The organism is Pseudomonas sp. MD330_10 (assembly GCF_042610415.1).
In the GTDB taxonomy this organism is placed as follows: domain Bacteria; phylum Pseudomonadota; class Gammaproteobacteria; order Pseudomonadales; family Pseudomonadaceae; genus Aquipseudomonas; species Aquipseudomonas rhodesiae.
Genome location: NZ_JBHGZU010000005.1, coordinates 281,170 through 304,468 on the forward strand (window position 1 = coordinate 281,170; position 23,299 = coordinate 304,468).

The window sequence follows — 23,299 nt, forward strand, 5'->3', positions numbered from 1 at the left end:
ACAATTTTTTTATTCGCGCTGCACTTTCAGCATGCTGGAATCGGTCAGCGGCAGTAACCAGCGCGCTTGATGGGTTTTAAGGCCACCCCGCCGGGAGCGATCCTGTACCCAGCCACGGGCCTCGACGGTCTTGCCTTGCAGACCAGTGAGCAGGCGCGAGTCGAATTGTCGGGCCTGATCGGGTGCAATGCGTAATACCAATGAGCCCTGTAACTCGATCCAGATTCCGCCACGATTGCGCTCGATGCTCCGGACTTGCCCGCTGATGACTGCGAACCCGGAACGCTTGATTTGCGCCACCGAGCGCACCGGCGATTGCCGCCACAGCCCCACTCGCGCTTTGCGCGCGCTGTTTTCGGCCGCCTGCTGACAGGCCACCAGATCGATATTCGGCGCGACGCCCACCTGAAACCCCAGCCCATCGGCGAGCAATTGCGCTTCCAGATTGCGGCCATTGGCGCCGTAGAGATGGGCCAGGGTTCGCCCATAGTGATCCTTTGCTTCGCGCCCCGGCACCAGGCCGACCCGCCCGTCACTGGCCTGCACCAAGGCTTGCAGACGCTCGCGCGCGGCGACGGCGAACGGCTCGTCCGGCCGCCCCTTTTTACCAGTTTCCGGCGCATTGAGGCCGATCATACGCACACTGCGGCCATCCTTGAGGCGCACGGTGTCGCCGTCCACCACGCGCTGCACTTCCACCTGGACCAAGGACGCCGGCGCCGGGCAAAACACCTCGGCCTGAACCGCCGACAGCCAAATCCCAGGCACAAAAAAGGCGCCCACAAGGGACGCCTTTTTTATCAGCATGGAAAAACCGCAGCGGCTTCCCAAGTTGATCGGCCTTAGGCCTTTTTGGCACCGAAAGCACCGAAACGGTCAGCAAAGCGCTGTACACGGCCGCCGGTGTCCAGAGTTTTCTGCTTACCGGTGTAGAACGGGTGGCACTCGTTGCATACGTCAGTACCCAGTGGCTTGCACAGGTTCGAACGGGTTTCGAACTTGTTGCCGCAGCTGCAGGTTACTTCGATAGTTTCGTACGCTGGATGGATATCGGCTTTCATGGTGACTTCCTCGGGCTAGCGTGCCGCCACTCGACACTATTGTCGAATACCGCACGTAATTAGGCCGCGGATTCTACCAGACCTTTGCAATCGCGCAAGCGGACCTTACCGTCAGCAAGCCCCTTTCATCAGAAAACCACGGCATACCCATTAACGCCCTCCTCTGCTAGGCTCGCGCCCCTGCGCCACCGCCTGCCTTTATATGAGACTCCCCGCGTGCCCGACGCCATTTTGCGCCTCGCCCTGCCTTCGCCCCTGCGCCGCCTGTTCGATTACCGGGCGCCGGCCGGCGTGTTGCGTGCGCAGTTGCAGCCGGGCATGCGGGTACGCGTGCCGTTCGGCCGGCGGGAAATGATCGGCATCTTGGTGGAAGTTGCCGACCACAGCGAAGTGCCCGCCGAGAAACTCAAGCCGGCCGTGGCGATTCTCGACGCCACGCCGCCACTGCCACCGGCGCTGTTCAAGCTGTGCTTGTGGACCGCCCAGTATTACCAGCACAGCCTGGGCGACACCTTAAGTTGGGCGCTGCCAGTGTTGCTGCGCCAGGGCGAACTGGCCGAGGCGCGCCAGGAGCGTTTCTGGTCGACGGTGCCTGGCGCGCGCCTGGACGACCCACGCATCGCCCGCGCGCCGCGTCAGCGCGAAGCCTTGGCGACGCTGGCCCAACACCCCCATGGCGTAGCCCATCAGTTGTTGAGCAAGCTGATGTTGAGCAAGGACAGCCTCGACCTGCTGCTCGCCAAAGGCCTGGTGCAGGTGGAAATCCGCAAGCATGCCCCAGACGCCCGCCACGAACATTGGCTGGCCCAACCGGAACTGCCGCTGAACGCCGAGCAACGCGCCGCCTATGAAGCCATTCGCGCCGGCTTCGACAGCTTCCACGCGTTCCTGCTGGCCGGGGTCACTGGTAGCGGCAAGACCGAAGTTTATTTGCAACTGATCCGCGAAACCCTGCAGGCCGGCAAACAAGCCTTGGTGTTGATTCCGGAGATCAACCTCGGCCCGCAAACCCTGGCGCGCTTCGAACAGCGTTTCAACGCGCGTATCGCCCTGGTGCATTCGGCGGTCAACGACCGCGAGCGCCTGGAGTCCTGGCTGGCGGCGCGGGACGGCGAGGCCGACATCATCATCGGCACCCGTTCGGCGCTGTTCACGCCGATGAAAAATCCCGGGTTGATCATCATCGACGAGGAGCACGACGGCTCCTATAAGCAGCAGGAAGGCTTGCGCTACCACGCCCGCGACCTGGCACTGGTGCGCGCGCGCCAGGAAGACATTCCGATTGTGCTGGGCTCAGCCACACCATCCTTGGAGAGCTTGCACAACGCCTATACCGGCCGGTACGGACTCCTACGCTTGAATGAGCGGGCCGGTGGCGCCAAGCAGCCACGCTTCCTGCGTCTGGACGTGAAAAGCCGTCCGCTGGACAGTGGTATTTCCGGGCCGATGCAACAAGCCATCGGCCAGACCCTTGCCGCCGGCCAGCAAGTGCTGGTGTTCCTCAACCGTCGTGGATTTGCCCCCACCCTGCTGTGCCATGACTGCGGCTGGATGTCCGAGTGCGAACGCTGCGATGCGCGCATGACCGTGCACCAGCGCTACGGCGAATTGCGCTGCCATCACTGCGGCCATGTGGAGCGGGTGCCGCGCCACTGCCCGCAGTGCGGCAAGGTGGACCTGCGACCGGTCGGCGCGGGCACCGAACGCGCCGAGGAACGCCTGGGCATTCTGTTCCCGGATTACCCGGTGCTGCGGGTCGACCGCGACAGCACGTCGCGCAAGGACGCGATGAACCAACTGTTTGCCACCATCCAGAAGGGCCACCCGTGCATTCTGGTGGGCACCCAGATGCTTGCCAAAGGCCATCACTTCCCTCGGGTGACCCTGGTGTCGATCCTGGACGCCGATGGTGGCCTGTTCTCCGGTGATTTCCGCGCCAGCGAGCGCATGGCGCAGTTGATCGTGCAGGTCGCCGGCCGCGCGGGACGGGCCGAGGAGCCCGGGCGGGTGATTATCCAGACGCACCTGGCCGACCATCCGTTGCTGATCCAACTGACCGAGCAAGGCTACTTCGCCTTTGCCGAACAGGCCCTGAGCGAACGCCGTTCCGCCGGCCTGCCGCCGTTCGCACACTTGGCGCTGCTGCGCGCCGAGGCGCATAAACCGGGGCAGGCCGAAGGTTTTCTGGATGAAGCGTGCAGCGCTGCCGAACGTTTGCTCGGTGAGTTGGGTCTGACCGGCATCGAACTGCTTGGCCCGGTGCCCGCGCCCATGGAGCGCCGCGCTGGACGTTATCGGGCACAGCTGCTGCTGCAAGCCAGCGCGCGAGCCCCCTTGCATCGCCTGTTAAGTAGCTGGTTACTTGCGCTGGAGCAAATGCCGAGCGGTCGCCAGGTGAGATGGTCGCTGGACGTAGACCCGGTAGATTTGTATTAAGCCTGGCCACAGGTCCCGCGAAGGTTGGCAAGCCCGCCCCCGCCACGGATAATGCCCAGTTTTTCCACCTGCGCATCGCGCGCCGCCGCTTGCGGTCGAAAGAGAACACCATGAAAGACACCATTCGCCAGCTGATCCAACAAGCCCTCACCCAACTCGTCAACGAAGGTGTGTTGCCTGAAGGCCTGACGCCGGCGATTCAGGTGGAGAACACCCGTGACAAGACCCACGGCGACTTCGCCAGCAATATCGCGATGATGCTGGCCAAGCCGGCCGGCATGAAGCCGCGCGACCTGGCGGAAAAAATCATCGCCGCCCTGCCGGCCGACCCGCAGGTGAGCAAGGCCGAAATCGCCGGTCCGGGCTTTATCAATATTTTCCAGAACACCCAGGCCCTGGCCTCGCGCCTGGACGCCGCGCTGGCCGATGCCCGCATCGGCGTGCGCAAGGCCGGCGACAACCAGCGCGTGGTCATCGACCTGTCGGCGCCCAACCTGGCCAAAGAGATGCACGTTGGCCACTTGCGCTCGACCATCATCGGCGACGGCGTGGCACGGGTGCTGGAATTCCTCGGCGACACCGTGATCCGCCAGAACCACGTGGGCGACTGGGGCACCCAGTTCGGCATGCTGATGGCGTACCTGCAGGAAAACCCGATCACCAGCAATGAGCTGTCGGACCTGGAGAACTTCTACCGCGCCGCCAAGAAGCGCTTCGACGAATCCGAAGAATTTGCCGACCGCGCCCGTGGCCTGGTGGTCAAGCTGCAGGCCGGCGACGAAGAATGCCTGGCGCTGTGGAACCGCTTCCGCGATATCTCCCTGGCCCACTGCCAGCAGATCTACACCCTGCTCAACGTCAAACTGACCATGGCCGACGTGATGGGCGAAAGCGCCTACAACGACGACCTGATCAATGTGGTCAACGACCTCAAGGCCAAGGGCCTGCTGGTGGAAAGCAACGGCGCGCAGTGCGTGTTCCTCGAAGAATACAAGACCGCCGACGGCGAGCCGCTGCCGGTGATCATCGTCAAGGCCGACGGCGGCTATCTGTACGCCACCACCGACCTCGCAGCCGTACGCTACCGCAGTGGCGTGCTCAAGGCGGACCGTGCGCTGTACTTCGTCGACCAGCGCCAGGCCCTGCACTTCCAGCAGGTGTTCGAAGTAGCGCGTCGCGCCGGTTTCGTCACCCACCCGATGCATATGGAGCACATGGGCTTCGGCACCATGAACGGCGCCGACGGCCGCCCGTTCAAAACCCGCGACGGCGGCACCGTCAAGCTGATCGACCTGCTCAACGAAGCCCAGGACCGTGCCTATAACCTGGTAAAGGAAAAGAACCCGGAGCTGGCCGAAGCCGACTTGCGCAACATCGCCCGCGTGGTGGGGATCGGCGCGGTGAAATACGCCGACCTGTCCAAGCACCGCACCAGCGACTACAGCTTCAACTTCGAGCTGATGCTCAACTTCGAAGGCAATACGGCGCCGTACCTGCTGTACGCCTACACCCGCGTGGCCGGCGTGTTCCGCAAACTGGGCAAGGACTTCAGCCAAGTCGAAGGCCAGATCGTGCTGGACGCTCCCCATGAACAGGACCTGGCCGCCAAGTTGGCGCAATTCGGCGAAGTGCTGAACAGTGTCGGCGAAAAAGGCACGCCGCATATCCTGTGCACCTATTTGTACGAAGTGGCCGGGTTGTTCTCCAGTTTCTACGAGAACTGCCCGATCCTCACCGCCGACGACGAAGCCCACAAGCAGAGTCGCCTGCGCCTCGCCGCACTGGCTGGACGGACCCTCAAGCAAGGCCTGGAACTGTTGGGCCTGGAAACTCTGGAGCGTATGTAAGTTGGCTGCCAAGAAAAAACCTGCACCCAAGCGCGGCGCCAGCCGCTACCAGGCCCCGGCGAAGAAGCCGATCCCGGGCTGGTTGTGGATGGCCATCGGCCTTACGGTCGGCGCCTTTATCGTGTTTCTGATGAAGCTGGACCCAGGCCAGGGCGACGACGTCAAACGGGTCAAACAAGAGCAGCAGAAAGCCTCGAAGATCGCCGAAGCCAACAAGACCACACCAAGCCCTACGGCGCCGGTGAAGCCAAAATACGACTTCTACACGCTGTTGCCGGAATCGGAAGTGATCGTGCCGCCTGACGCTGTGCCGGAGAAAACCCTGCCGACGCCGCAAGTGCCGACCACGCCGGTCACCCCGGCGGAAGCGGCGAAAATCGACACCGCGCGGGCCCAGGCGGCGTTGGCCGGGATTACTCCTCCGCCAGCACCGCCGGTTGCCGAAACCAAGGCCGCACCGGTGACCAAGTTCTTCCTGCAAGCTGGCTCGTTCCCGAAGCAGGCCGATGCGGATCGCGTGCGTGCCCAGATCATTCTGTTGGGCCAGACGGTGACGGTGGAATCCGGCACGGTGAAAGACGCAACCTGGTATCGCGTGTTGGTGGGGCCATTCAGCAACCGCGAACAGCTGACCGTGGCGCAGAAGCAATTGGCCGGCGCCGGGTTTAGCAACCTGTTGTTACAACAGCGCCAGAGCCGCTGACCCAGAATCAGCACCAAACAGTGTGGGAGGGGGCTTGCCCCCGATGCAGTGTGTCAGCCAGTACATCTGTTACTGATGCACCGTCATCGGGGGCAAGCCCCCTCCCACACTTGGTATTGCCGGGCTCTGGAATGTGTGTCAGACCCTTGAGCACCACTCGTCCGCCATCACCCCCCATGGTTGAAATCCCCCCCGCCACCCCCATATGAGTTTCCATCAGGGCATTTTCGCCCCGCTGCGTGGAGACTCTCCCCTTGACCACCATCGTTTCAGTACGTCGCCACGGCAAAGTCGTCATGGGCGGCGACGGCCAGGTTTCCCTGGGTAATACCGTGATGAAAGGCAACGCGAAAAAAGTGCGTCGCCTGTACCACGGCCAGGTACTCGCCGGTTTCGCCGGTGCCACTGCCGATGCGTTCACCCTCTTTGAGCGTTTCGAAGGCCAACTGGAAAAACACCAGGGCCACCTCGTGCGTGCCGCCGTCGAGCTGGCCAAAGAATGGCGCACCGACCGCTCCCTCAGCCGCCTGGAAGCCATGCTGGCCGTCGCCAACAAAGACGCCTCCTTGATCATCACCGGTAATGGCGATGTGGTTGAGCCCGAACATGGCCTGATTGCCATGGGCTCCGGCGGCGGCTACGCCCAGGCCGCAGCCAGTGCGCTGCTGAAGAAAACCGACCTGTCGGCGCGGGAAATCGTCGAGACCGCCCTGGGTATCGCCGGCGACATCTGCGTGTTCACCAACCACAACCAGACCATTGAGGAGCAGGACCTCGCCGAGTAAGCCGCAGGCTTATTCGCGCTTGAGGGCCGCCACACATTATGTCCATGACTCCCCGTGAAATCGTCCATGAACTCAACCGCCATATCATCGGCCAGGACGATGCCAAACGCGCCGTTGCCATCGCGCTGCGTAACCGCTGGCGCCGCATGCAACTGCCAGAAGAACTGCGCGTTGAAGTAACGCCCAAGAACATCCTGATGATCGGTCCGACCGGCGTGGGTAAAACCGAAATCGCCCGGCGCCTGGCCAAACTGGCCAATGCCCCGTTCATCAAGGTCGAAGCCACCAAGTTCACCGAAGTGGGTTATGTAGGCCGTGACGTCGAGTCGATCATTCGCGATCTGGCCGACGCTGCGCTGAAGATGCTGCGCGAACAGGAAATGACCAAGGTCAGCCACCGCGCCGAAGACGCTGCCGAGGAACGTATCCTCGACGCCCTGCTGCCACCGGCGCGCATGGGCTTCAACGAAGACGCTGCACAGGCTTCGGATTCCAACACGCGCCAACTGTTCCGCAAGCGCCTGCGCGAAGGCCAGTTGGACGACAAGGAAATCGAAATCGAAGTGGCCGAAGTGTCCGGCGTCGACATCTCCGCGCCGCCTGGCATGGAAGAAATGACCAGCCAGTTGCAGAACCTGTTCGCCAACATGGGCAAGGGCAAGAAGAAAAGCCGCAAGCTCAAGGTCAAGGAAGCGCTCAAGCTGGTGCGCGACGAAGAAGCCGGGCGCCTGGTGAATGAGGAAGAACTCAAGGCCAAGGCCCTCGAAGCGGTCGAGCAGCACGGCATTGTGTTTATCGACGAGATCGACAAGGTGGCCAAGCGCGGTAACTCCGGCGGCGTCGATGTCTCCCGTGAAGGCGTGCAGCGCGACCTGCTGCCACTGATCGAAGGCTGCACCGTCAACACCAAGCTGGGCATGGTCAAGACCGACCATATCCTGTTCATTGCTTCCGGTGCATTCCACCTGAGCAAGCCAAGCGATCTGGTGCCGGAGCTGCAGGGCCGTTTGCCGATTCGCGTGGAACTCAAGGCGCTGACACCGGGCGACTTCGAACGCATCCTCAGCGAGCCGCATGCCTCGCTCACCGAGCAATACCGTGAGCTGCTGAAAACCGAAGGGCTGGGTATCGAGTTCCAGGCGGACGGCATCAAGCGCCTGGCGGAAATCGCCTGGCAGGTCAACGAGAAGACCGAGAACATCGGTGCCCGTCGCCTGCACACGCTGCTAGAACGCCTGCTTGAGGAAGTGTCCTTCAGCGCCGGCGACATGGCCGGTGCGCAGAATGGCGAAGCAATCAAGATCGATGCCGACTACGTCAACAGCCACTTGGGCGAATTGGCGCAGAACGAAGACTTGTCGCGGTACATTCTGTAAGCCGCAAGCTGTAAGCTACAAGCCGCACGTTGAGTACATTCAACTCGCGGCTTGTAGCTCGCAGCCCAAGGGGTCCCCAATGCCGAAATTCCCTACCGCTGTTAATTTGCACAAAACCTCCAACACCCTCGGCCTCACTTACGGGCCCGATGAGGTCTACCAGCTGCCCGCCGAGTTCCTGCGGGTGCACTCGCCTTCCGCCGAGGTCCAGGGCCACGGCAAACCCATCCTGCAATTCGGCAAGCTGAACGTTCGGCTGACCAAGATCGAGCCGGCCGGCCAATACGCACTGAAATTGACCTTCGACGACGGTCATGACAGCGGGCTGTTCACCTGGGACTACCTCTACCAACTGGCAGTGCGTCAGGAAACCTTGTGGGCCGACTACCTCGCCGAACTCAAGGCCGCCGGTAAAACCCGCGACCCGAGTGAGTCGGTCGTACGCCTGATGCTCTAAGTCAGGCGTCTTGCTCTTTAGAGAGCATTTTCTAATTTCATCTGCTTGAATGCCCTGTCGCGTGGCCAATGATTGGCCTGCTTGCGAAAAAAATTAAACTCGGGTAACCAATGGAACTGGCAAGTTCCCTGCATTTGACGATGCGGTATCAACGGTCACCCGAGTCGCAGTACCTGGCTTGTGTTGTGTATCGAAACTTGGTGCGCAGCGGTAGCCGGTACTCGTCTTTCGGACAATGGAGCGTCGTAGATGAGTAACAAGAACAACGATGACTTGAAACGCCAGGCCTCGGAGAACACCCTGGGGTTGAACCCGATCATCGCGTTACGCAAAAAGGATTTATTGGCCTCGGCGAAGATGGTGCTGACCCAAGCCATCAAGCAACCGTTGCACAGCGTCAAGCATGTCGCCCATTTCGGGGTGGAACTGAAAAACGTCATGTTCGGCAAATCAGCGCTGGCGCCGGAAAGCGATGACCGTCGCTTTCACGACCCGGCCTGGAGCCAGAACCCGCTCTACAAACGTTACCTGCAAACCTACCTGGCGTGGCGCAAGGAACTGCACGACTGGATCGGCGACAGCAACCTGTCGGAACAGGACATCAGCCGCGGCCACTTCGTGATCAATCTGATGACCGAAGCCATGGCCCCCACCAACAGCGCGGCCAACCCGGCGGCGGTCAAACGCTTCTTCGAAACCGGCGGCAAAAGCCTGCTCGATGGCCTGTCCCACCTGGCCAAGGACATGGTGCACAACGGCGGCATGCCGAGCCAGGTGAACATGGGCGCCTTTGAAGTGGGCAAGAGCCTGGGCACCTCCGAAGGCGCGGTGGTGTTTCGCAACGATGTGCTGGAGTTGATCCAGTACAAACCGATCACCGAACAAGTGCATGAACGCCCTCTGCTGGTGGTGCCGCCGCAGATCAACAAATTCTATGTATTCGACTTGAGCCCGGATAAAAGCCTGGCGCGTTTCTGCCTGCGCAACGGCCAGCAAACGTTCATCATCAGTTGGCGCAACCCGACCAAGGCCCAGCGCGAGTGGGGCCTGTCGACCTATATCGAGGCGCTCAAGGAAGCGGTCGATGTGGTCACCGCGATCACCGGCAGCAAAGACATCAATATGCTCGGCGCCTGCTCCGGTGGTATCACCTGCACGGCGCTGCTGGGCCATTACGCGGCGCTGGGCGAGAAAAAGGTCAACGCCCTGACCCTGATGGTGAGCGTGCTCGACACCACCCTCGACACCCAGGTGGCGCTGTTCGTCGACGAGCAGACGCTGGAAGCGGCCAAGCGCCACTCCTACCAGGCCGGGGTATTGGAAGGTCGCGACATGGCCAAGGTGTTCGCCTGGATGCGTCCCAATGACCTGATCTGGAACTACTGGGTCAACAACTACCTGCTGGGCAACGAACCGCCGGTTTTCGACATCCTGTTCTGGAACAACGACACCACGCGTTTACCCGCGGCATTCCATGGCGACCTGATCGAACTGTTCAAGAACAACCCGCTGGTTCGCCCCAACGCTCTGGAAGTGTGCGGCACGCCGATCGACCTCAAGCAAGTGACCGCCGATATCTACGCCCTGGCCGGCACCAACGACCACATCAACCCCTGGCAGTCCTGCTACAAGTCGGCGCAGTTGTTTGGCGGCAACGTGGAGTTCGTGTTGTCCAGTAGCGGGCATATCCAGAGCATCCTCAACCCGCCGGGCAACCCCAAGGCGCGCTACCAGACCAGCGACGGCTTGGCGAGCACGGCCCTGCAATGGCAGGAAAACGCCACCAAGCACACCGATTCCTGGTGGCTACACTGGCAAGCGTGGCAGGCCGAGCGGGCGGGCAAATTGAAGAAGGCGCCGACGCTATTAGGCAATAAAACCTACGCAGCAGCAGAAGCAGCCCCGGGGACTTACGTACACGAACGCTGAATTGAAATGGGGTCACACGTGGGAGGGGGCTTGCCCCCGATGACCGTGTGTCGGTCATCCGATCCATTGGCTGATCAATTGCAATCGGGGGCAAGCCCCCTCCCACATTCGGCCTGCATTCCAACCGTCACATCTCACAGGGCTTGAGCATGGCGCAACCGTTCATCTTCCGTACCATCGACCTGGATGGCCAGACCATCCGCACGGCGGTACGTCCGGGCAAGCCTCACTTGACGCCGTTGCTGATCTTCAACGGCATCGGCGCCAACCTGGAGCTGGTGTTTCCGTTCGTGCAGGCTCTGGACCCGGACCTGGAGGTCATTGCTTTCGACGTACCGGGAGTGGGCGGTTCCTCGACGCCCAGCCGGCCGTACCGCTTCCCTGGCCTGGCCAAGCTCACCGCGCGCATGCTTGATTACCTGGACTACGGCCAGGTGAATGCCGTCGGCGTGTCCTGGGGCGGCGCGCTGGCGCAGCAGTTCGCCTATGACTACCCGGAGCGCTGCAAGAAGCTGATCCTGGCGGCGACGGCGGCGGGCGCGGTGATGGTGCCGGGCAAGCCGAAAGTGCTGTGGCTGATGGCGAGCCCGCGCCGCTATATCCAGCCGTCCCATGTGGTGCGCATTGCACCGATGATCTACGGCGGCTCGTTCCGTCGCGATTCGAAGCTGGCCGCCGAACATGCCAGCAAAGTGCGTTCGGCCGGCAAGCTCGGCTACTACTGGCAGTTGTTCGCGGGACTGGGCTGGACCAGCATCCATTGGCTGCACAAGATCCGCCAACCCACCCTGGTATTGGCCGGCGACGACGACCCGCTGATCCCGCTGGTCAATATGCGCATGCTCGCCTGGCGCATCCCCAACGCGCAGTTGCACATCATCGATGATGGCCACTTGTTTTTGATCACCCGGGCCGAAGCCGTGGCGCCGATCATCATGAAATTCCTGGAGGAGGAACGCCTGCGCGCAGTGATTCACCCACGCCCCGCGGTGTAAGGACCACACCGCCGCGCAACTTGCCAGGAACCGACTATGGTTCTGAATTGGCGTGCCTGTTGATGGCTAGACGAAGGAGTGTTGGCTCATGCGAGAAAGACCCGTGACGAACCCGGCGCCCACCCCCGCCGCGTTCATCAATGCGCAAAATGCGATCACCGGGCTGAGAGGCCGCGACCTGCTGTCGACCCTGCGCAGCGTGGCCGCCCACGGTTTGCGTAACCCGGTGCATACCGCCCGTCACGCCCTGGCCCTGGGTGGGCAACTGGGTCGCGTTCTGCTGGGCGAGACCGTGCATGAGCCCAACCCCCGCGACAGCCGTTTCGTCGACCCCACCTGGCAGCTCAACCCACTTTATCGGCGCAGTCTTCAGGCGTATCTGAGCTGGCAGAAACAGACCCGCCACTGGATCGACGACAGCACCCTGAGCGACGACGACCGGGCCCGGGCGCACTTTGCCTTGTCGCTGTTCAACGATGCGGTGTCGCCCTCCAACACCTTGCTCAACCCCTTGGCCGTCAAGGAGCTGCTCAACTCCGGGGGTAATAGCGTGGTGCGCGGGGTGAGCAACCTGTTCGACGATTTGCTGCACAACAATGGCCTGCCGCGCCAAGTGAGCAAACAGGCATTTGAAGTGGGTAAAACCTTGGCCACCACGCCCGGCTCGGTGGTGTTTCGCAACGAGCTGCTGGAGTTGATCCAGTACAAACCCATGAGCGAGAAACAGTACGCCAGGCCGCTGCTCGTGGTGCCGCCGCAAATCAACAAGTACTACATCTTCGACCTGAGCCCGGCCAACAGCTTCGTGCAATACGCGCTCAAAAACGGCCTGCAGACCTTTATTGTCAGTTGGCGCAACCCGGATGTGCGGCATCGCGAGTGGGGCCTGTCCACCTACGTGGCGGCGTTGGAAGAAGCGCTCAACGTGTGCCGGGCCATTACCGGCGCGCGGGAGGTCAACCTGATGGGCGCCTGCGCCGGCGGCCTGACCATCGCCGCGCTGCAAGGCCATCTGCAAGCCAAGCGCCAGCTGCGCCGCATCTCCAGCGCCAGCTACCTGGTGAGCCTGCTGGACAGCCAGATCGACAGCCCCGCCACCCTATTCGCCGATGAGCAAACATTGGAAGCGGCCAAACGTCGGTCCTACCAACAAGGTGTGCTGGACGGCCGCGACATGGCCAAGGTGTTTGCCTGGATGCGCCCCAACGACCTGATCTGGAACTACTGGATCAACAATTACCTGCTGGGCAAGCAACCGCCGGCGTTCGACATTCTGTATTGGAACAACGACAACACGCGCCTGCCCGCCGCCTTGCACGGCGACCTGCTGGATTTTTTCAAGCACAACCCACTGAGCCATCCCGGCGGCCTGGAGGTGTGCGGCACGCCGATCGACTTGCAAAAGGTCACGGTGAACAGCTTCAGCGTGGCTGGCATCAACGACCACATCACGCCCTGGGATGCGGTGTATCGCTCCACGCAACTGCTGGGTGGCGAGCGGCGCTTCGTGCTGTCCAACAGTGGGCATATCCAGAGCATCCTCAACCCGCCTGGCAACCCCAAGGCCAATTACGTCGAAAACCCCAAGCTAAGCAGCGACCCGCGCGCCTGGTACTACGACGCCAACCATGTCGAAGGCAGTTGGTGGCCGCAGTGGCTGGCATGGATCCAGCAACGCTCGGGCGTGCAGCGCGAAACCCTGACCGCCCTGGGCAACCAGAATTACCCACCAATGGAAGCGGCGCCGGGCACCTATGTGCGGGTGCGCTGAGCTCAACGATCAGATAAAGAAGACTGGATGAAGACCCGCGACCGTATCCTTGAATGTGCCCTGCAGTTGTTCAACCACAAGGGCGAACCGAACGTGTCGACCATGGAGGTGGCCAATGAAATGGGGATCAGCCCCGGCAACCTCTACTACCACTTCCATGGCAAGGAACCCTTGGTGCTGGGGTTGTTCGAGCGCTTTCAGAATGAACTGGCGCCGTTGCTCGACCCACCGGCCGACGCGCAACTGGAGCCCCAGGACTACTGGCTGTTCCTGCACCTGATCATTGAGCGCATGGCCCACTACCGTTTTCTGTTCCAGGACCTGTCAAACCTGGCCGGGCGCCTGCCCAAGCTGGCCAAGGGCATTCGCAACCTGCTTACGGCGCTCAAGCGCACCCTGGCGTCACTGCTGGCACGCTTGAAGGCGGCTGGGCAGTTGGTCAGCGATACCCAGGCGCTGGGGCAGTTGGTGGAACAGATCACCCTCACCCTGCTGTTTTCCCTGGATTACCAGCGCATTCTCGATCGCGAGGGCGAGGTGCGGGTGGTCGTTTACCAGATCATGATGCTGGTGGCGCCGCATCTGTTGATGCCGGCGCGACAGGCCACGGAGCGTCTGGCGCTGCGTTATCTGGACGATCACATTTAACGCTGCTCGGTGAGCATCAGCCCAGCGCGCCGAATTGTTGAGTGAACTTGAATAACTCACTGTCGTTCCTGATACCCAACTTGCGATAAGCCGATTGTTTTTGCGTGCTGATGGTACTGGCGCTGCGCGAGAACTTGGCGGCAATCGAGTTCACCGACATGCCATCCAGAAAACAGCGCAGTACTTCCTGTTCTTTTGGAGTAAGGCAGGCATTCAAGCGTAATGGCGATGCAAAATCCGTGGTGTTTTTTTGGCTGATGGCCTCCCACACCGATTGCGTACCCTGCAATGCCGGCACCATGCAGGGCTGTAAATAAATCCTTCCTTGGGCGACGGTTCGAATGGCGCTGATCAACTCGGTCAAGTTCTGGGTTTTACCGAGGATGCCCCAGCATCCCGCTTTCAACGACAGCGATACCGTCGCAGGCGTGTAGTGGGAACATACAATCAATGGTCGACACTGGCTGAAACGACGGTTCAGCGCCTGCAGCAGGCTGAGCCCATCGATTTCCGCCGGTGCCAGTATGAAGTCCATCACCACGACATCCGCCGATTGCCGGGCAAGTGCGTCCAGCAATTGCCGGCCCGTGGCAAAAGAACCGATCACCTTGATATCGGACGCTCCACTCAGGCCCAGCTCAATACCTTGCCGAACCATTTCGTGGTCATCCAACAACATGACGGTATACGCATGACTAGTTGAAGTAGGCATACAGACACCCGCATAAGTAACGCAACGATCTACACAATCCACCCTTATTACCAGCCCGGTATAGCCCAGGCCTACACAGGGTTCAATATCGCCGCACAACGGATATCGATACGCCCTACAGAAGCCCCTGACGGACAGCGCTTACAGCAACTTTCACAGCTCGAACAAGACTTGCAAAAAACCATAATTAAAACAGCACCGTTTCGAACTATCTCGAACTAAAAGTCGTGGCTTCGCTATAGAACACATTAACTTTTAGATACAAATTATTCACATCCACCGAGGCCCCTTATCGATCAATCACCCCTGGAAATACCATGAACGTCAATATTCTTTCCCCCGTCGCAGCCCTACTGGCCTTGGCCGCCGCACTCCCCCACGCTGCGTTCGCCGTCGACGGCGTGATCAATTTCAGCGGGCTGGTCACCGATGTGACCTGCACGGTCGAAGGTGCGGCGCCGGGCAGTGGCGCGGTGGTCAAAGACGTCAACCTGGGTGGCGTCTCGGCAGCGCGCCTGGCCACCGCTGGCAGCCGCGCCAACCTGACCGGTTTTACCATTCGCATTGGCGCGCCCGGAGAAGGCAGTTGCACCAACGGGCGCATCGCCATGGTCGCGTTCGACCCAACCAGCCCCGCCATCGACGTGGCTACCGGACGCCTGAACATCGATGGTCATGACGACCCGGCCGACACCACCAACGCCAAGAATGTGCAGGTCGAAGTCACCAGCCGTAGCGGCTCGCCGATCAATGTCTACAGCGAAAAATCCGAGAGCGTGGTGATCGCCGATAACCAGGCAATCATCCCGCTGGCGGCACAACTGTATGCGAGCGGACCGGCCACCGAGGGCAAGGTCAACACGCGGGTCGGCTTTATGATCGAGTACGCCGAGTAACGCCATGAGCAGCCAAACCCGACGGGTGCTGGTCACCTGGGCCTTCAGTCTGTTGTCGTGGTGGACGTCAGCCGGCCAGGCCGGCGTGATCATCCACGGTACGCGAGTGGTCTACCCGGCCGAACAGCAGGAAGTAGTCGTGCGTCTGGAGAACCGTGGCAACCGCCCGGCGCTGGTGCAAACCTGGCTGGACAGCGGTGATCGACACTCGACGCCGGCCACCGCACTCACGCCGATCAGCGTGTCGCCGCCAATCTTCCGCATCGAGCCGGGCCAGCAACAGGCCCTGCGCCTGCGCTATACCGGCGAGCCGCTGACCGAAGCGCGTGAACGGTTGTTCTGGCTGAATGTACTTGAAGTGCCGCCGCGTGCCGTGGATGCCGCGCAGAACAATCAGATCCAACTGTCGTTCCGCACCCGCCTGCGGGTATTCCTGCGCCCACCGGCTCTGCCCTATCCGGTGGAGCGCGCGGCCTCGAAACTGCAATGGACGCTGGTCCCCCATGAGCGCGGGTTTGCCCTGCAAGTCACCAACCCGACGCCGTATCACGTATCGCTCGGCCCGGTGATGTTGTTCAGCGCCGGCAAGCGCTTCAGCAAGGCACCGAGCCAAGCGGCCGACGACAGCCTGCTGCTGCCCGCCGGCGACGTAAAACGCTTTGTGCTGCCGACCCTGCAGCAGCGTCCGCACGGCGCCGCTCAGGTCGAGTTCACCAGCATCAGCGACTTCGGCGCCCGCGTGCGCCATGTGGCGGGCCTCAGCCACACGTCTGGTGGATGACCGCCCATGTCCACTCTTTCGATTCGACACACCGTGGCAGCCCTGTGCGCCATGGTCGTCGCGCTATCGGCGCAGGCGAGCGTGGTGATCAGCAGCACACGGATTATCTATCCGCAGTCCCACAAGGAAGTCACCGTCAGGCTTGAAAGCAGGAACCAAGTACCGGTGCTGATCCAGACCTGGCTCGACAACGGCGACGAACATTCGACGCCAGAACTGGCCGACATCCCGTTCGTGGTCACGCCACCGATCTTTCGCATGGAGCCGGGTAAACAGCAGGTCGTACGCGTGGCTTACACCGGCGAAGAGTTGCCGCCAGCGCAGGAGAGCCTGTTTTGGTTCAACGTGCTGGAGGTGCCGGCGCAGGCGCGAGGCGTCCAGCCCAGTAACCAGCTGCAACTGGCGTTTCGCACACGGATCAAGCTGATCCTGCGTCCCCCGGGCCTGCCCCACGGTGCCGAGGCCGCGCCCGCCAAGTTGCAGTGGCGCCGCGTGTCGAGCGCCTACGGCGAGGCGGTGGAAGTGTTCAACCCGACCCCTTACCTGGTGACCTTCGAGCGCGTCGAGGTGCAAGTCGCCGGGCAACGCCATGGGTGCCAAGCCGCTGCCTCCGGGGCCGGCAATATGGTGATGCCCGGCGCTCGCACCCGCTTCGATCTGCCTGACCTCAAAGCGCCGCCTGGAGCTACGGCCAGCGTGGAATTCCAGACGCTGGACGATTTCGGGGTGAAGGTCCTCCACAACGCCAAGGTCGCCCCATGACCCTCCCTATGCCGGGAGCCGAGCAACACCTGTTTTTGGAAACGCTTAACAATGAGTGCGATCACGCCCACCGGCGTCCGCAGTGCGCCCCTGGCACGCCGTGGTTTGAGTCTGACAATGCGTAGCCTGCTGCTGGTGAGCAGCGCCGAGGCGATGGACGCCCACGGCGCCGAGTATGTGGAGTTCAACCCGGCTTTCTTTGCCGATGGCGCGGCAGGCTTGCAGGTCGATATCGCGAAATTCAGCCAGGGCAACGTCGTGTTGCCAGGCACCTACCGTTCAGAGGTGTACCTCAACGGTCAGTGGCTCGGGCGCGAGAGCGTCACGTTTATCGCCGTCCAGGGTCAGCCGTCGGCACAGCTGTGCCTGGAACGTGAGGCGTTGCAACGCTTCGGTATCGAGGTCGACAGTGCCGACCAACAAACACCCGGCCCGCGCAAACCGTTTGACCGTTGCGCCGAGATCGCCAGCTATCTACCCGGCGCCAGCAGCCAGTTCGATATCGGCGAAACGCGCCTGGACCTGCAGATCCCCCAGGTTTACCTGACGCGCCAAGCGCGTGGCTACGTCGACCCCAGGCACTGGGAAAGTGGCGTGGACGCAGCGTTCGTGCGCTACAACGCCAACACCTTTACCACTCGCACCAACGGCCGCTCGCTGGACTCCCACTACATGGGCCTGAACACCGGGCTCAACCTGGGCGATTGGCATTGGCGACATAACGGCAGCTACAGCCACAGCCTCGGCGCCGCTGGCTATCAGAGCAACGCCACCTATGTGCAGCGCGAACTGAGTCGGTGGCGATCACAACTGATGGCCGGTGAAATCCATACCCCCGGCGAACTTTTCGACAGCATTCGCCTGCGCGGCATCAGCCTGTTCAGCGATGACCGGATGCTGCCGGATTCCATGACCGGCTTCGCGCCGGTGGTGCGCGGTGTCGCCGAAACCAATGCCCGTGTCAGCGTGCGTCAACGTGGTGTGTTGCTCAGCGAAGTGTCCGTGGCGCCCGGCCCCTTTGTGCTCGACGAGTTTTTCCCGACCGGTTACGGAGGCGACCTGAGTGTGACGATCACCGAGGCCGACGGTCGCCAGCGCGCGTTTATCGTGCCGTTCGCCGCCAATGCTCACTTGCTGCGACCGGGCTACCGGCGCTACACGCTAAGTATCGGCCAGGTGGATGAGCTGGGGCTGCGCCATCCGCCCAAGTTGATGCAGGCCACTTACCAACAGGGTCTGAGCAATCTGCTGACCGGCTACACCGGCGCGATGCTGGGCGAGGACTACCGCGCCCAATTGGCAGGCGCGGCATTCAACACGCCATTGGGCGCATTGTCCGTGGACCTGACACACTCAAGCGCCGACATTCCGAAGCATGGCTCGCGCAGCGGGCACAGCGTGCAACTGCGCTACAGCAAGAATTTCGCCGACAGCGGCACCCACTTCACCCTCGGCGCTTACCGTTACTCCACCTCCGGTTTTCTGACGGCGGGCGATGCCGCGCAACTGCGCGACCATGCCCTGGACGGACGCGACCTGGACAACGTGTCACGCCTGCGCGACAGGATGGATATCAGCCTTAATCAAAGCCTGAGCCACGGCTCGGTGTATGTGACCGGTTCTTCGCAACACTACTGGAACCGTTCAGGGGGCAACCTGACCTTCAGTGCCGGCTACAGCGGCCACTGGAAAAACCTCCACTACACCCTCAGCGTTCAGCGCGGCCGTGATGTGCTGAGTGGTGAGGTCGATCAACAGCTGGATTTGACCCTGAGCCTGCCGCTGGGCAGCGGCACGCATACGCCTACTCTGACCAGTACGGCCTACCGTGGAGACCACAACAGCGGCGAGCGGATCAGCCTGGGCGGTAGTTGGGGCGAGCACAATCAACTGAGCTACGGCCTGAGCACCAGCCGCACCCAGGGCAGCGGCAACACCCAGAGTGCCGATATGAAATACCAGGCCGATTATGGCGTGTTGTCCGCCAGCTATGGCCACAGCGAGGCGTACCGCTCGACATCGCTGGGCATGACCGGCGGCCTGGTTGCGCACGCCGACGGCCTGATCTTCGCCCCGGAGCTGGGCGACACCCTGGGGATCGTCCAGGCACCCGACGCCCAGGGCGCGAGGATCAATGGCAACCACGCCGCCCACGTCGGCAAGGACGGCCAGGCCGTGGTGAGCCACCTCACGCCCTATCGACAGAACGTGGTCGAGCTGGACCCCAAGGACTTGTCCGTGGATGTCGAACTCAAGACCGCAGCGCGCAACGTCGCGCCCCGCGCCGGCTCGGTGGTGAAGCTGCAATTCGAGACGGTCAGCGGCCAAGCCTTGTTGATCACCACACAGCGCGAGGACGGCAGCCCATTGCCGTTCGGTTCGGATGTATTCGATGAAGACGGCGCCAGTGTCGGGATCGTCGGCCAAGGTGGAAAGGCGTTTGTCCGGGTCTCCCGGGCGCGGGGCAAATTGACCGTCAAGTGGGGTTCAACCGCCACTGCCACTTGCTGGTTTACCTATAACGCCGCCATCGCGGCCACGGCGCAGAACAAGCAGCGCATGCGGCATCTGAACGCTGGCCTGTGCCAGGTCGGTGCCGACCTCGCCGCGCAGCCGCCAGCGGCCGAGCGCGATGCAAGCGGCTGAACGGCATGATCACGCGCCCCTTGATACCCGGCTTCTGATAACGAGGTTGCCCATGACGCACACTGTTAGATGTTGTTTGCTCCTGCTGATAGTCGGGGCGCCGGTCACGGTGCTTGCTGAGTGTCGGCTATATCCCAACTCCGAGCACGGCCTGTCCCTACCGGACACCATCACCGTTCCCGCCAGCCTTCCCGTGGGCAGCCTGATTATCCGGCAGGCTTTCAACGGCATCGCGCCCAGCTTTGAACTCAACTGCCGTACTTCGACCCCCAGGCAGATTATCGGGCGCTTCACCGACTCGGCGATGGTGCCGGGCGCAGGCGTCACGGCGTATCACACCGGTGTGCCAGGGGTCGGCATACGCGTGCTGGTGCGTAATCACAGAGGACTGGTTTACCCCCATCAACTGCACACCTCGCCCCCGTTCAGTCAGAGCAATGCGTTGCCGCTGTACAGCAATGTCAGCGCGGAGGCGTTGTTCTTCAAGACCGGGCCCGTCACCAGCGGCACGCTGACCAGTGGAAGCCTGGTTGAAGATCGTTGGGACGGCGGCAAAGGCCGCTTTCACTTGCTGCTCAATACATCGGTGCGTTTTGTCGCCCCTACGCCTACCTGCAACCTGGACGCCGGTGACGTCAACCGCACGATCCTGTTCGAGCCGGTGCAAGTCCGTGCATTCGACACCCAGACTGTCGTTGGCGGACGGGACTTCGAGCTGACCGCGCAATGCAGCGATGCCATGAACGTCACGTTCCGTTTTTCCGGGGCTCCGGCACCGGGCAATGATCGGATCTTCGCCAACACGGGCAGCGCCGCAGGCGTTGCGCTCTGGCTGTACTCACGCCTCGGCGGCGGCGTGCAGAACATTCTCGCCAACGGCACCGAAGACACACGCACGCTGGCGGTCTCGGGCAACCGCGCCGTGCTGCCACTCGGTAGCGCTTATCACAAGAACGGCACGGTCACTCAAGGCACCTTCATCAGCACCGTGACCGTACACATCACCTATGACTGACCGATTGAGGATCATGCGATGAACATTCGCGCGCCGGCGGTTTGGCTGGCAATCACTGTGGGCGTGGCCAGCCATGGGGTTCAGGCCGCCACCACGGGGACTTTGACTTTTGTCGGCCAGATCAACGCCGGCACCTGCAACCTGGCGGCCGGCGATGAGAACCGCACCATTACCTTGCCCACCATCAAGGTCTCGGACTTCGATACGGCGGCCAGTACGGGCGCGTTTGATTTCGAGATTTCCGCCGACTGCGAGTCGGATATCAATACTGTGATTTTTCTGTTCTCCGGCACCCCTTCAACGGGGAACGCCCAACTGTTTTCCAATACCGGGACCTCGGGGGGAACAGCCCTGCAGCTCATACACCGCGGCTCCCCCGCGTATGCCATCCCCGCCAACGGCACCGTGGACCAGCGCAGCCGTAGCATCGCAACTGCCGGCAATAAAGCAGTGATGCCGCTTACGGCGGCGTACCACAAAACCGGGGAACCCCTCACCCACGGCAGTCTGGCCAGCGCCGTTACCGTTTCGATCACTTACAACTGATGGCGCTGGCGTTGTTGCCGGCAAAGATCAGCGGGTACAAAAAAACCCGACCTTCGCAGGCCGGGTATTTTTGGATGTCCCGGAAAAATCAGGACTGACTGGAAGGCGTCGGGGTAGCCGGCGTTGCAGTCGGGGTAGCGGCAGCCTGCGTCGGCGCGGAGACCGAGTTGGCTGTAGAGGCGGTGGATGCTGGAGCTGCAGGTTTGGTTGCCGCTGCTGGTTTGGCGGCCGTAGGTTTTTTGGCGGCGGCGGGCTTCTTCGCTGCGGCGGGCTTGGCAGCAGGTTTGGCGGCGGGCTTGGCCGCTGCGGTTTTCGCCGCAGGCTTGGCGGCCGGTTTCGCCGCAGCCTTAGCTGCTGGTTTGGCTGCAGGCTTGGCGGCGGCTTTGGTCGCAGGCTTGGCAGCCGCTTTGGCAGCGACCGGTTTAGCGGCGGCTTTTGCAGCCGGCTTGGCTGCTGCGGTTTTGGCCGCAGGCTTGGCCGCCGCTTTCGCCGGCGCCTTGACCGCGGTTTTTGCTGCAGGTTTGGCGGCGGCTTTCACCAATGGCTTGGCGGCAGTTTTTGCGGCCGGTTTAGCCGCTGCGGTTTTGGCCGCAGGTTTGGCGGCGGCGGTTTTCACGGGTGCCACTTTAGCGCCGGTGAGTTTTTCGATTTGCTTGGTCAGCGTGTCGACCTTGCTGTGCAACGTCTTCAGCTCCGCTTTGCTGGGTACGCCCAAGCGCGAAATGGCACTGTTGAGGCGCTTGTCGAAGGTCTCTTCCAACTTGCCCCAGGTGTCGGAAATGCTTGCCTTGGCCGAACCTGCACTGGCCTTGGCCGCATCGACTTTCTTGCCAACGGTGGTCTTGGTCAACTTCTCGGCTTTTTCGCCGTCTTTAACCAAGGTCTCGAAGTACTTGCCGCCATCACTGCTGACCTTCGAGTACACGCCTAAACCAGCAAGCCAGATCTTACGGGAGTATTTTTCAACTTCCCCGATCCACGAGCTGCCTTCTTTCTGAGTATTCTTTTTAACAGCCATCCCGTTGTCTCCTTAATGTTTACGCGCGACACGTTCGAGCAATGCCGTCAGCTCTTCGAGCTTAGCAGAGAGTGTCTCCACGTCATGTTTAGACGCAATGCCGATTCGATTCAAGGCACTTGCAACGCGAGTATCAAAAGCTTTTTCAACTTTATCCAGCTGAACTTCTACCCGACCTTTGACCGCAGTGACATTACTCTTTACTTGGTCAATCTGACTGTTGGCGGCATCAAGTTGTTCAACGGCAACTTTTTTGCCTTTACTTTCAATATCTTGACCACTCTTAACCAGCTCTTTGAAATACTCGCTGCCCTCACTGCCGACCTTCGCATAGGCCCCCAGGCCCGCCAGCCAGATCTTGCGCGCGTAGGATTTAACATCGCTCAGGGCGCGGGTTGGAGTGTCGATTTTTTTCTTCAGGATAACGTTGGCCATGGTGCACCTCACACAGAATAGGGGGGAGGAACGGCCCGCAGGAGTTGTGGGCTTGGGCACAAAGTAGGAGGAAAAATTAGAATCGGCACCCTAACCCTAAGAAGTCAGGCCAAGGCTTTGTCCAGGGCTTTTTCGATTTCGGACTTGAGGGTGCCGCTCATGGCGGACATCAATAGGCCAAGTTCCACATCGATACGCAGCGAATCGTCAGCCACAAGTACGGTGCCTTTAACCCCGGAACGCTTGAGGCTCAAGGTATCGCCAGACCATGACGACTCCAGGCCATATTTTTCCTTGAGTTTGTTCGCCAACTTGTCGGCCTTTGCCCGTGCGCCTTCTTTACCCAGGGAGTGTGCACGCTCAACGGTGATACGGGCCATTGCGATGATTCCTCTTGCAGAGACTTGAAAAATAGAGACTTGCACAACGTGAATGCGGCAAAACGTCTCGGCGCCCTTCTATCTTACCTGCAGCCTTGCC

At 61.5% G+C, this 23,299-nt stretch carries 22 protein-coding genes; 16 read left to right on the forward strand and 6 right to left on the reverse strand.

What is annotated here, in order from left to right; all coding sequences use genetic code 11:
* Positions 1-9 precede the first annotated feature (9 nt).
* Positions 10-807: a thermonuclease family protein gene (locus ACFZPT_RS10600; protein WP_034111422.1), complete on the reverse strand. Its 798-nt coding sequence runs from the start codon at positions 805-807 to the stop codon at positions 10-12.
* A 35-nt stretch (positions 808-842) separates the two neighbouring features.
* On the reverse strand, positions 843-1,061 hold the full coding sequence (gene rpmE / locus ACFZPT_RS10605; RefSeq protein ID WP_010213765.1) for a 50S ribosomal protein L31: 219 nt from the start codon (positions 1,059-1,061) through the stop codon (positions 843-845).
* A 216-nt stretch (positions 1,062-1,277) separates the two neighbouring features.
* Here rpmE and ACFZPT_RS10610 point away from each other — a divergent pair, with 216 nt between their 5' ends.
* From ACFZPT_RS10610 to ACFZPT_RS10655, 10 genes are all read left to right on the forward strand, one after another.
* Positions 1,278-3,497 carry a primosomal protein N' gene (locus ACFZPT_RS10610; protein WP_034095505.1) on the forward strand — a complete coding sequence of 740 codons (2,220 nt, stop codon included), beginning with the start codon at positions 1,278-1,280 and terminating at the stop codon, positions 3,495-3,497.
* A gap of 110 nt (positions 3,498-3,607) precedes the next feature.
* On the forward strand, positions 3,608-5,344 hold the full coding sequence (gene argS, locus ACFZPT_RS10615; RefSeq protein ID WP_099313035.1) for an arginine--tRNA ligase: 1,737 nt from the start codon (positions 3,608-3,610) through the stop codon (positions 5,342-5,344).
* Position 5,345: 1 nt separating this feature from the next.
* Complete coding sequence (locus ACFZPT_RS10620) at positions 5,346-6,047, forward strand: SPOR domain-containing protein (RefSeq protein WP_034136576.1); 702 nt, start codon at positions 5,346-5,348, stop codon at positions 6,045-6,047.
* Positions 6,048-6,301: 254 nt separating this feature from the next.
* Positions 6,302-6,832 (forward strand): ATP-dependent protease subunit HslV, encoded by a 531-nt coding sequence (hslV, locus tag ACFZPT_RS10625; RefSeq protein WP_003171209.1) that lies wholly within the window; start codon positions 6,302-6,304, stop codon positions 6,830-6,832.
* Between the two features lie 38 nt (positions 6,833-6,870).
* Positions 6,871-8,208: an ATP-dependent protease ATPase subunit HslU gene (hslU, locus tag ACFZPT_RS10630; protein ID WP_034095502.1), complete on the forward strand. Its 1,338-nt coding sequence runs from the start codon at positions 6,871-6,873 to the stop codon at positions 8,206-8,208.
* Between the two features lie 79 nt (positions 8,209-8,287).
* Entirely contained in the window at positions 8,288-8,665 is a 378-nt protein-coding gene (locus tag ACFZPT_RS10635) for a gamma-butyrobetaine hydroxylase-like domain-containing protein (protein ID WP_034095501.1), read from the forward strand.
* A 249-nt stretch (positions 8,666-8,914) separates the two neighbouring features.
* Positions 8,915-10,594 (forward strand): class II poly(R)-hydroxyalkanoic acid synthase, encoded by a 1,680-nt coding sequence (phaC, locus tag ACFZPT_RS10640; protein ID WP_379555186.1) that lies wholly within the window; start codon positions 8,915-8,917, stop codon positions 10,592-10,594.
* Between the two features lie 149 nt (positions 10,595-10,743).
* Positions 10,744-11,589 (forward strand): poly(3-hydroxyalkanoate) depolymerase, encoded by an 846-nt coding sequence (gene phaZ / locus ACFZPT_RS10645; protein WP_034095499.1) that lies wholly within the window; start codon positions 10,744-10,746, stop codon positions 11,587-11,589.
* Positions 11,590-11,677: 88 nt separating this feature from the next.
* A complete protein-coding gene (phaC, locus tag ACFZPT_RS10650; protein ID WP_099313034.1) occupies positions 11,678-13,360 on the forward strand; it encodes a class II poly(R)-hydroxyalkanoic acid synthase in 1,683 nt (560 codons plus the stop codon).
* Positions 13,361-13,387: 27 nt separating this feature from the next.
* Positions 13,388-14,008 carry a TetR/AcrR family transcriptional regulator gene (locus tag ACFZPT_RS10655; RefSeq protein WP_034095497.1) on the forward strand — a complete coding sequence of 207 codons (621 nt, stop codon included), beginning with the start codon at positions 13,388-13,390 and terminating at the stop codon, positions 14,006-14,008.
* 16 nt (positions 14,009-14,024) lie between these two features.
* Here ACFZPT_RS10655 and ACFZPT_RS10660 read toward each other — a convergent pair whose 3' ends face one another.
* The gene (locus ACFZPT_RS10660; RefSeq protein ID WP_371263971.1) at positions 14,025-14,720 is read right to left on the reverse strand and encodes a response regulator; all 696 of its coding nucleotides are present in this window, start codon (positions 14,718-14,720) and stop codon (positions 14,025-14,027) included.
* A gap of 317 nt (positions 14,721-15,037) precedes the next feature.
* Between ACFZPT_RS10660 and ACFZPT_RS10665 the strand changes: the two genes are divergently transcribed.
* The 6 genes from ACFZPT_RS10665 to ACFZPT_RS10690 all read left to right on the forward strand — a co-directional run bounded on the left by ACFZPT_RS10665 (position 15,038) and on the right by ACFZPT_RS10690 (position 21,366).
* Positions 15,038-15,616, forward strand: a complete 579-nt coding sequence (locus ACFZPT_RS10665) for a fimbrial protein (RefSeq protein ID WP_034111416.1) — start codon at positions 15,038-15,040, stop codon at positions 15,614-15,616.
* Positions 15,617-15,620: 4 nt separating this feature from the next.
* On the forward strand, positions 15,621-16,397 hold the full coding sequence (locus ACFZPT_RS10670; RefSeq protein ID WP_034095494.1) for a molecular chaperone: 777 nt from the start codon (positions 15,621-15,623) through the stop codon (positions 16,395-16,397).
* Between the two features lie 6 nt (positions 16,398-16,403).
* On the forward strand, positions 16,404-17,159 hold the full coding sequence (locus tag ACFZPT_RS10675) for a molecular chaperone (RefSeq protein WP_099313033.1): 756 nt from the start codon (positions 16,404-16,406) through the stop codon (positions 17,157-17,159).
* A 51-nt stretch (positions 17,160-17,210) separates the two neighbouring features.
* Positions 17,211-19,805, forward strand: a complete 2,595-nt coding sequence (locus ACFZPT_RS10680; RefSeq protein WP_099313032.1) for a fimbria/pilus outer membrane usher protein — start codon at positions 17,211-17,213, stop codon at positions 19,803-19,805.
* A gap of 76 nt (positions 19,806-19,881) precedes the next feature.
* Positions 19,882-20,820, forward strand: coding sequence for a fimbrial protein (locus ACFZPT_RS10685; RefSeq protein WP_256593265.1), 939 nt, complete (start codon positions 19,882-19,884; stop codon positions 20,818-20,820).
* Positions 20,821-20,838: 18 nt separating this feature from the next.
* Positions 20,839-21,366, forward strand: coding sequence for a fimbrial protein (locus tag ACFZPT_RS10690; RefSeq protein ID WP_047881450.1), 528 nt, complete (start codon positions 20,839-20,841; stop codon positions 21,364-21,366).
* Between the two features lie 88 nt (positions 21,367-21,454).
* Here ACFZPT_RS10690 and ACFZPT_RS10695 read toward each other — a convergent pair whose 3' ends face one another.
* The 3 genes from ACFZPT_RS10695 to ACFZPT_RS10705 form a co-directional block, all read right to left on the reverse strand.
* Positions 21,455-22,384, reverse strand: a complete 930-nt coding sequence (locus tag ACFZPT_RS10695) for a phasin family protein (RefSeq protein ID WP_099313030.1) — start codon at positions 22,382-22,384, stop codon at positions 21,455-21,457.
* Between the two features lie 12 nt (positions 22,385-22,396).
* Positions 22,397-22,819: a phasin family protein gene (locus ACFZPT_RS10700; RefSeq protein ID WP_034095488.1), complete on the reverse strand. Its 423-nt coding sequence runs from the start codon at positions 22,817-22,819 to the stop codon at positions 22,397-22,399.
* A gap of 104 nt (positions 22,820-22,923) precedes the next feature.
* On the reverse strand, positions 22,924-23,199 hold the full coding sequence (locus ACFZPT_RS10705; RefSeq protein ID WP_034095487.1) for a polyhydroxyalkanoic acid system family protein: 276 nt from the start codon (positions 23,197-23,199) through the stop codon (positions 22,924-22,926).
* Positions 23,200-23,299: the final 100 nt, after the last annotated feature.

What these genes read in the sequence shown, in the direction of transcription:
- ACFZPT_RS10600 (WP_034111422.1), bottom strand. Translation starts at nt 807, where the DNA reads ATGCTGATAAAAAAGGCGTCCCTTGTGGGCGCCTTTTTTGTGCCTGGG.
- rpmE (WP_010213765.1), bottom strand. Translation starts at nt 1,061, where the DNA reads ATGAAAGCCGATATCCATCCAGCGTACGAAACTATCGAAGTAACCTGC.
- argS (WP_099313035.1), top strand. Translation starts at nt 3,608, where the DNA reads ATGAAAGACACCATTCGCCAGCTGATCCAACAAGCCCTCACCCAACTC.
- hslU (WP_034095502.1), top strand. Translation starts at nt 6,871, where the DNA reads ATGTCCATGACTCCCCGTGAAATCGTCCATGAACTCAACCGCCATATC.
- ACFZPT_RS10635 (WP_034095501.1), top strand. Translation starts at nt 8,288, where the DNA reads ATGCCGAAATTCCCTACCGCTGTTAATTTGCACAAAACCTCCAACACC.
- phaC (WP_379555186.1), top strand. Translation starts at nt 8,915, where the DNA reads ATGAGTAACAAGAACAACGATGACTTGAAACGCCAGGCCTCGGAGAAC.
- phaZ (WP_034095499.1), top strand. Translation starts at nt 10,744, where the DNA reads ATGGCGCAACCGTTCATCTTCCGTACCATCGACCTGGATGGCCAGACC.
- phaC (WP_099313034.1), top strand. Translation starts at nt 11,678, where the DNA reads ATGCGAGAAAGACCCGTGACGAACCCGGCGCCCACCCCCGCCGCGTTC.
- ACFZPT_RS10655 (WP_034095497.1), top strand. Translation starts at nt 13,388, where the DNA reads ATGAAGACCCGCGACCGTATCCTTGAATGTGCCCTGCAGTTGTTCAAC.
- ACFZPT_RS10660 (WP_371263971.1), bottom strand. Translation starts at nt 14,720, where the DNA reads ATGCCTACTTCAACTAGTCATGCGTATACCGTCATGTTGTTGGATGAC.
- ACFZPT_RS10665 (WP_034111416.1), top strand. Translation starts at nt 15,038, where the DNA reads ATGAACGTCAATATTCTTTCCCCCGTCGCAGCCCTACTGGCCTTGGCC.
- ACFZPT_RS10670 (WP_034095494.1), top strand. Translation starts at nt 15,621, where the DNA reads ATGAGCAGCCAAACCCGACGGGTGCTGGTCACCTGGGCCTTCAGTCTG.
- ACFZPT_RS10675 (WP_099313033.1), top strand. Translation starts at nt 16,404, where the DNA reads ATGTCCACTCTTTCGATTCGACACACCGTGGCAGCCCTGTGCGCCATG.
- ACFZPT_RS10680 (WP_099313032.1), top strand. Translation starts at nt 17,211, where the DNA reads ATGAGTGCGATCACGCCCACCGGCGTCCGCAGTGCGCCCCTGGCACGC.
- ACFZPT_RS10690 (WP_047881450.1), top strand. Translation starts at nt 20,839, where the DNA reads ATGAACATTCGCGCGCCGGCGGTTTGGCTGGCAATCACTGTGGGCGTG.
- ACFZPT_RS10695 (WP_099313030.1), bottom strand. Translation starts at nt 22,384, where the DNA reads ATGGCTGTTAAAAAGAATACTCAGAAAGAAGGCAGCTCGTGGATCGGG.
- ACFZPT_RS10700 (WP_034095488.1), bottom strand. Translation starts at nt 22,819, where the DNA reads ATGGCCAACGTTATCCTGAAGAAAAAAATCGACACTCCAACCCGCGCC.
- ACFZPT_RS10705 (WP_034095487.1), bottom strand. Translation starts at nt 23,199, where the DNA reads ATGGCCCGTATCACCGTTGAGCGTGCACACTCCCTGGGTAAAGAAGGC.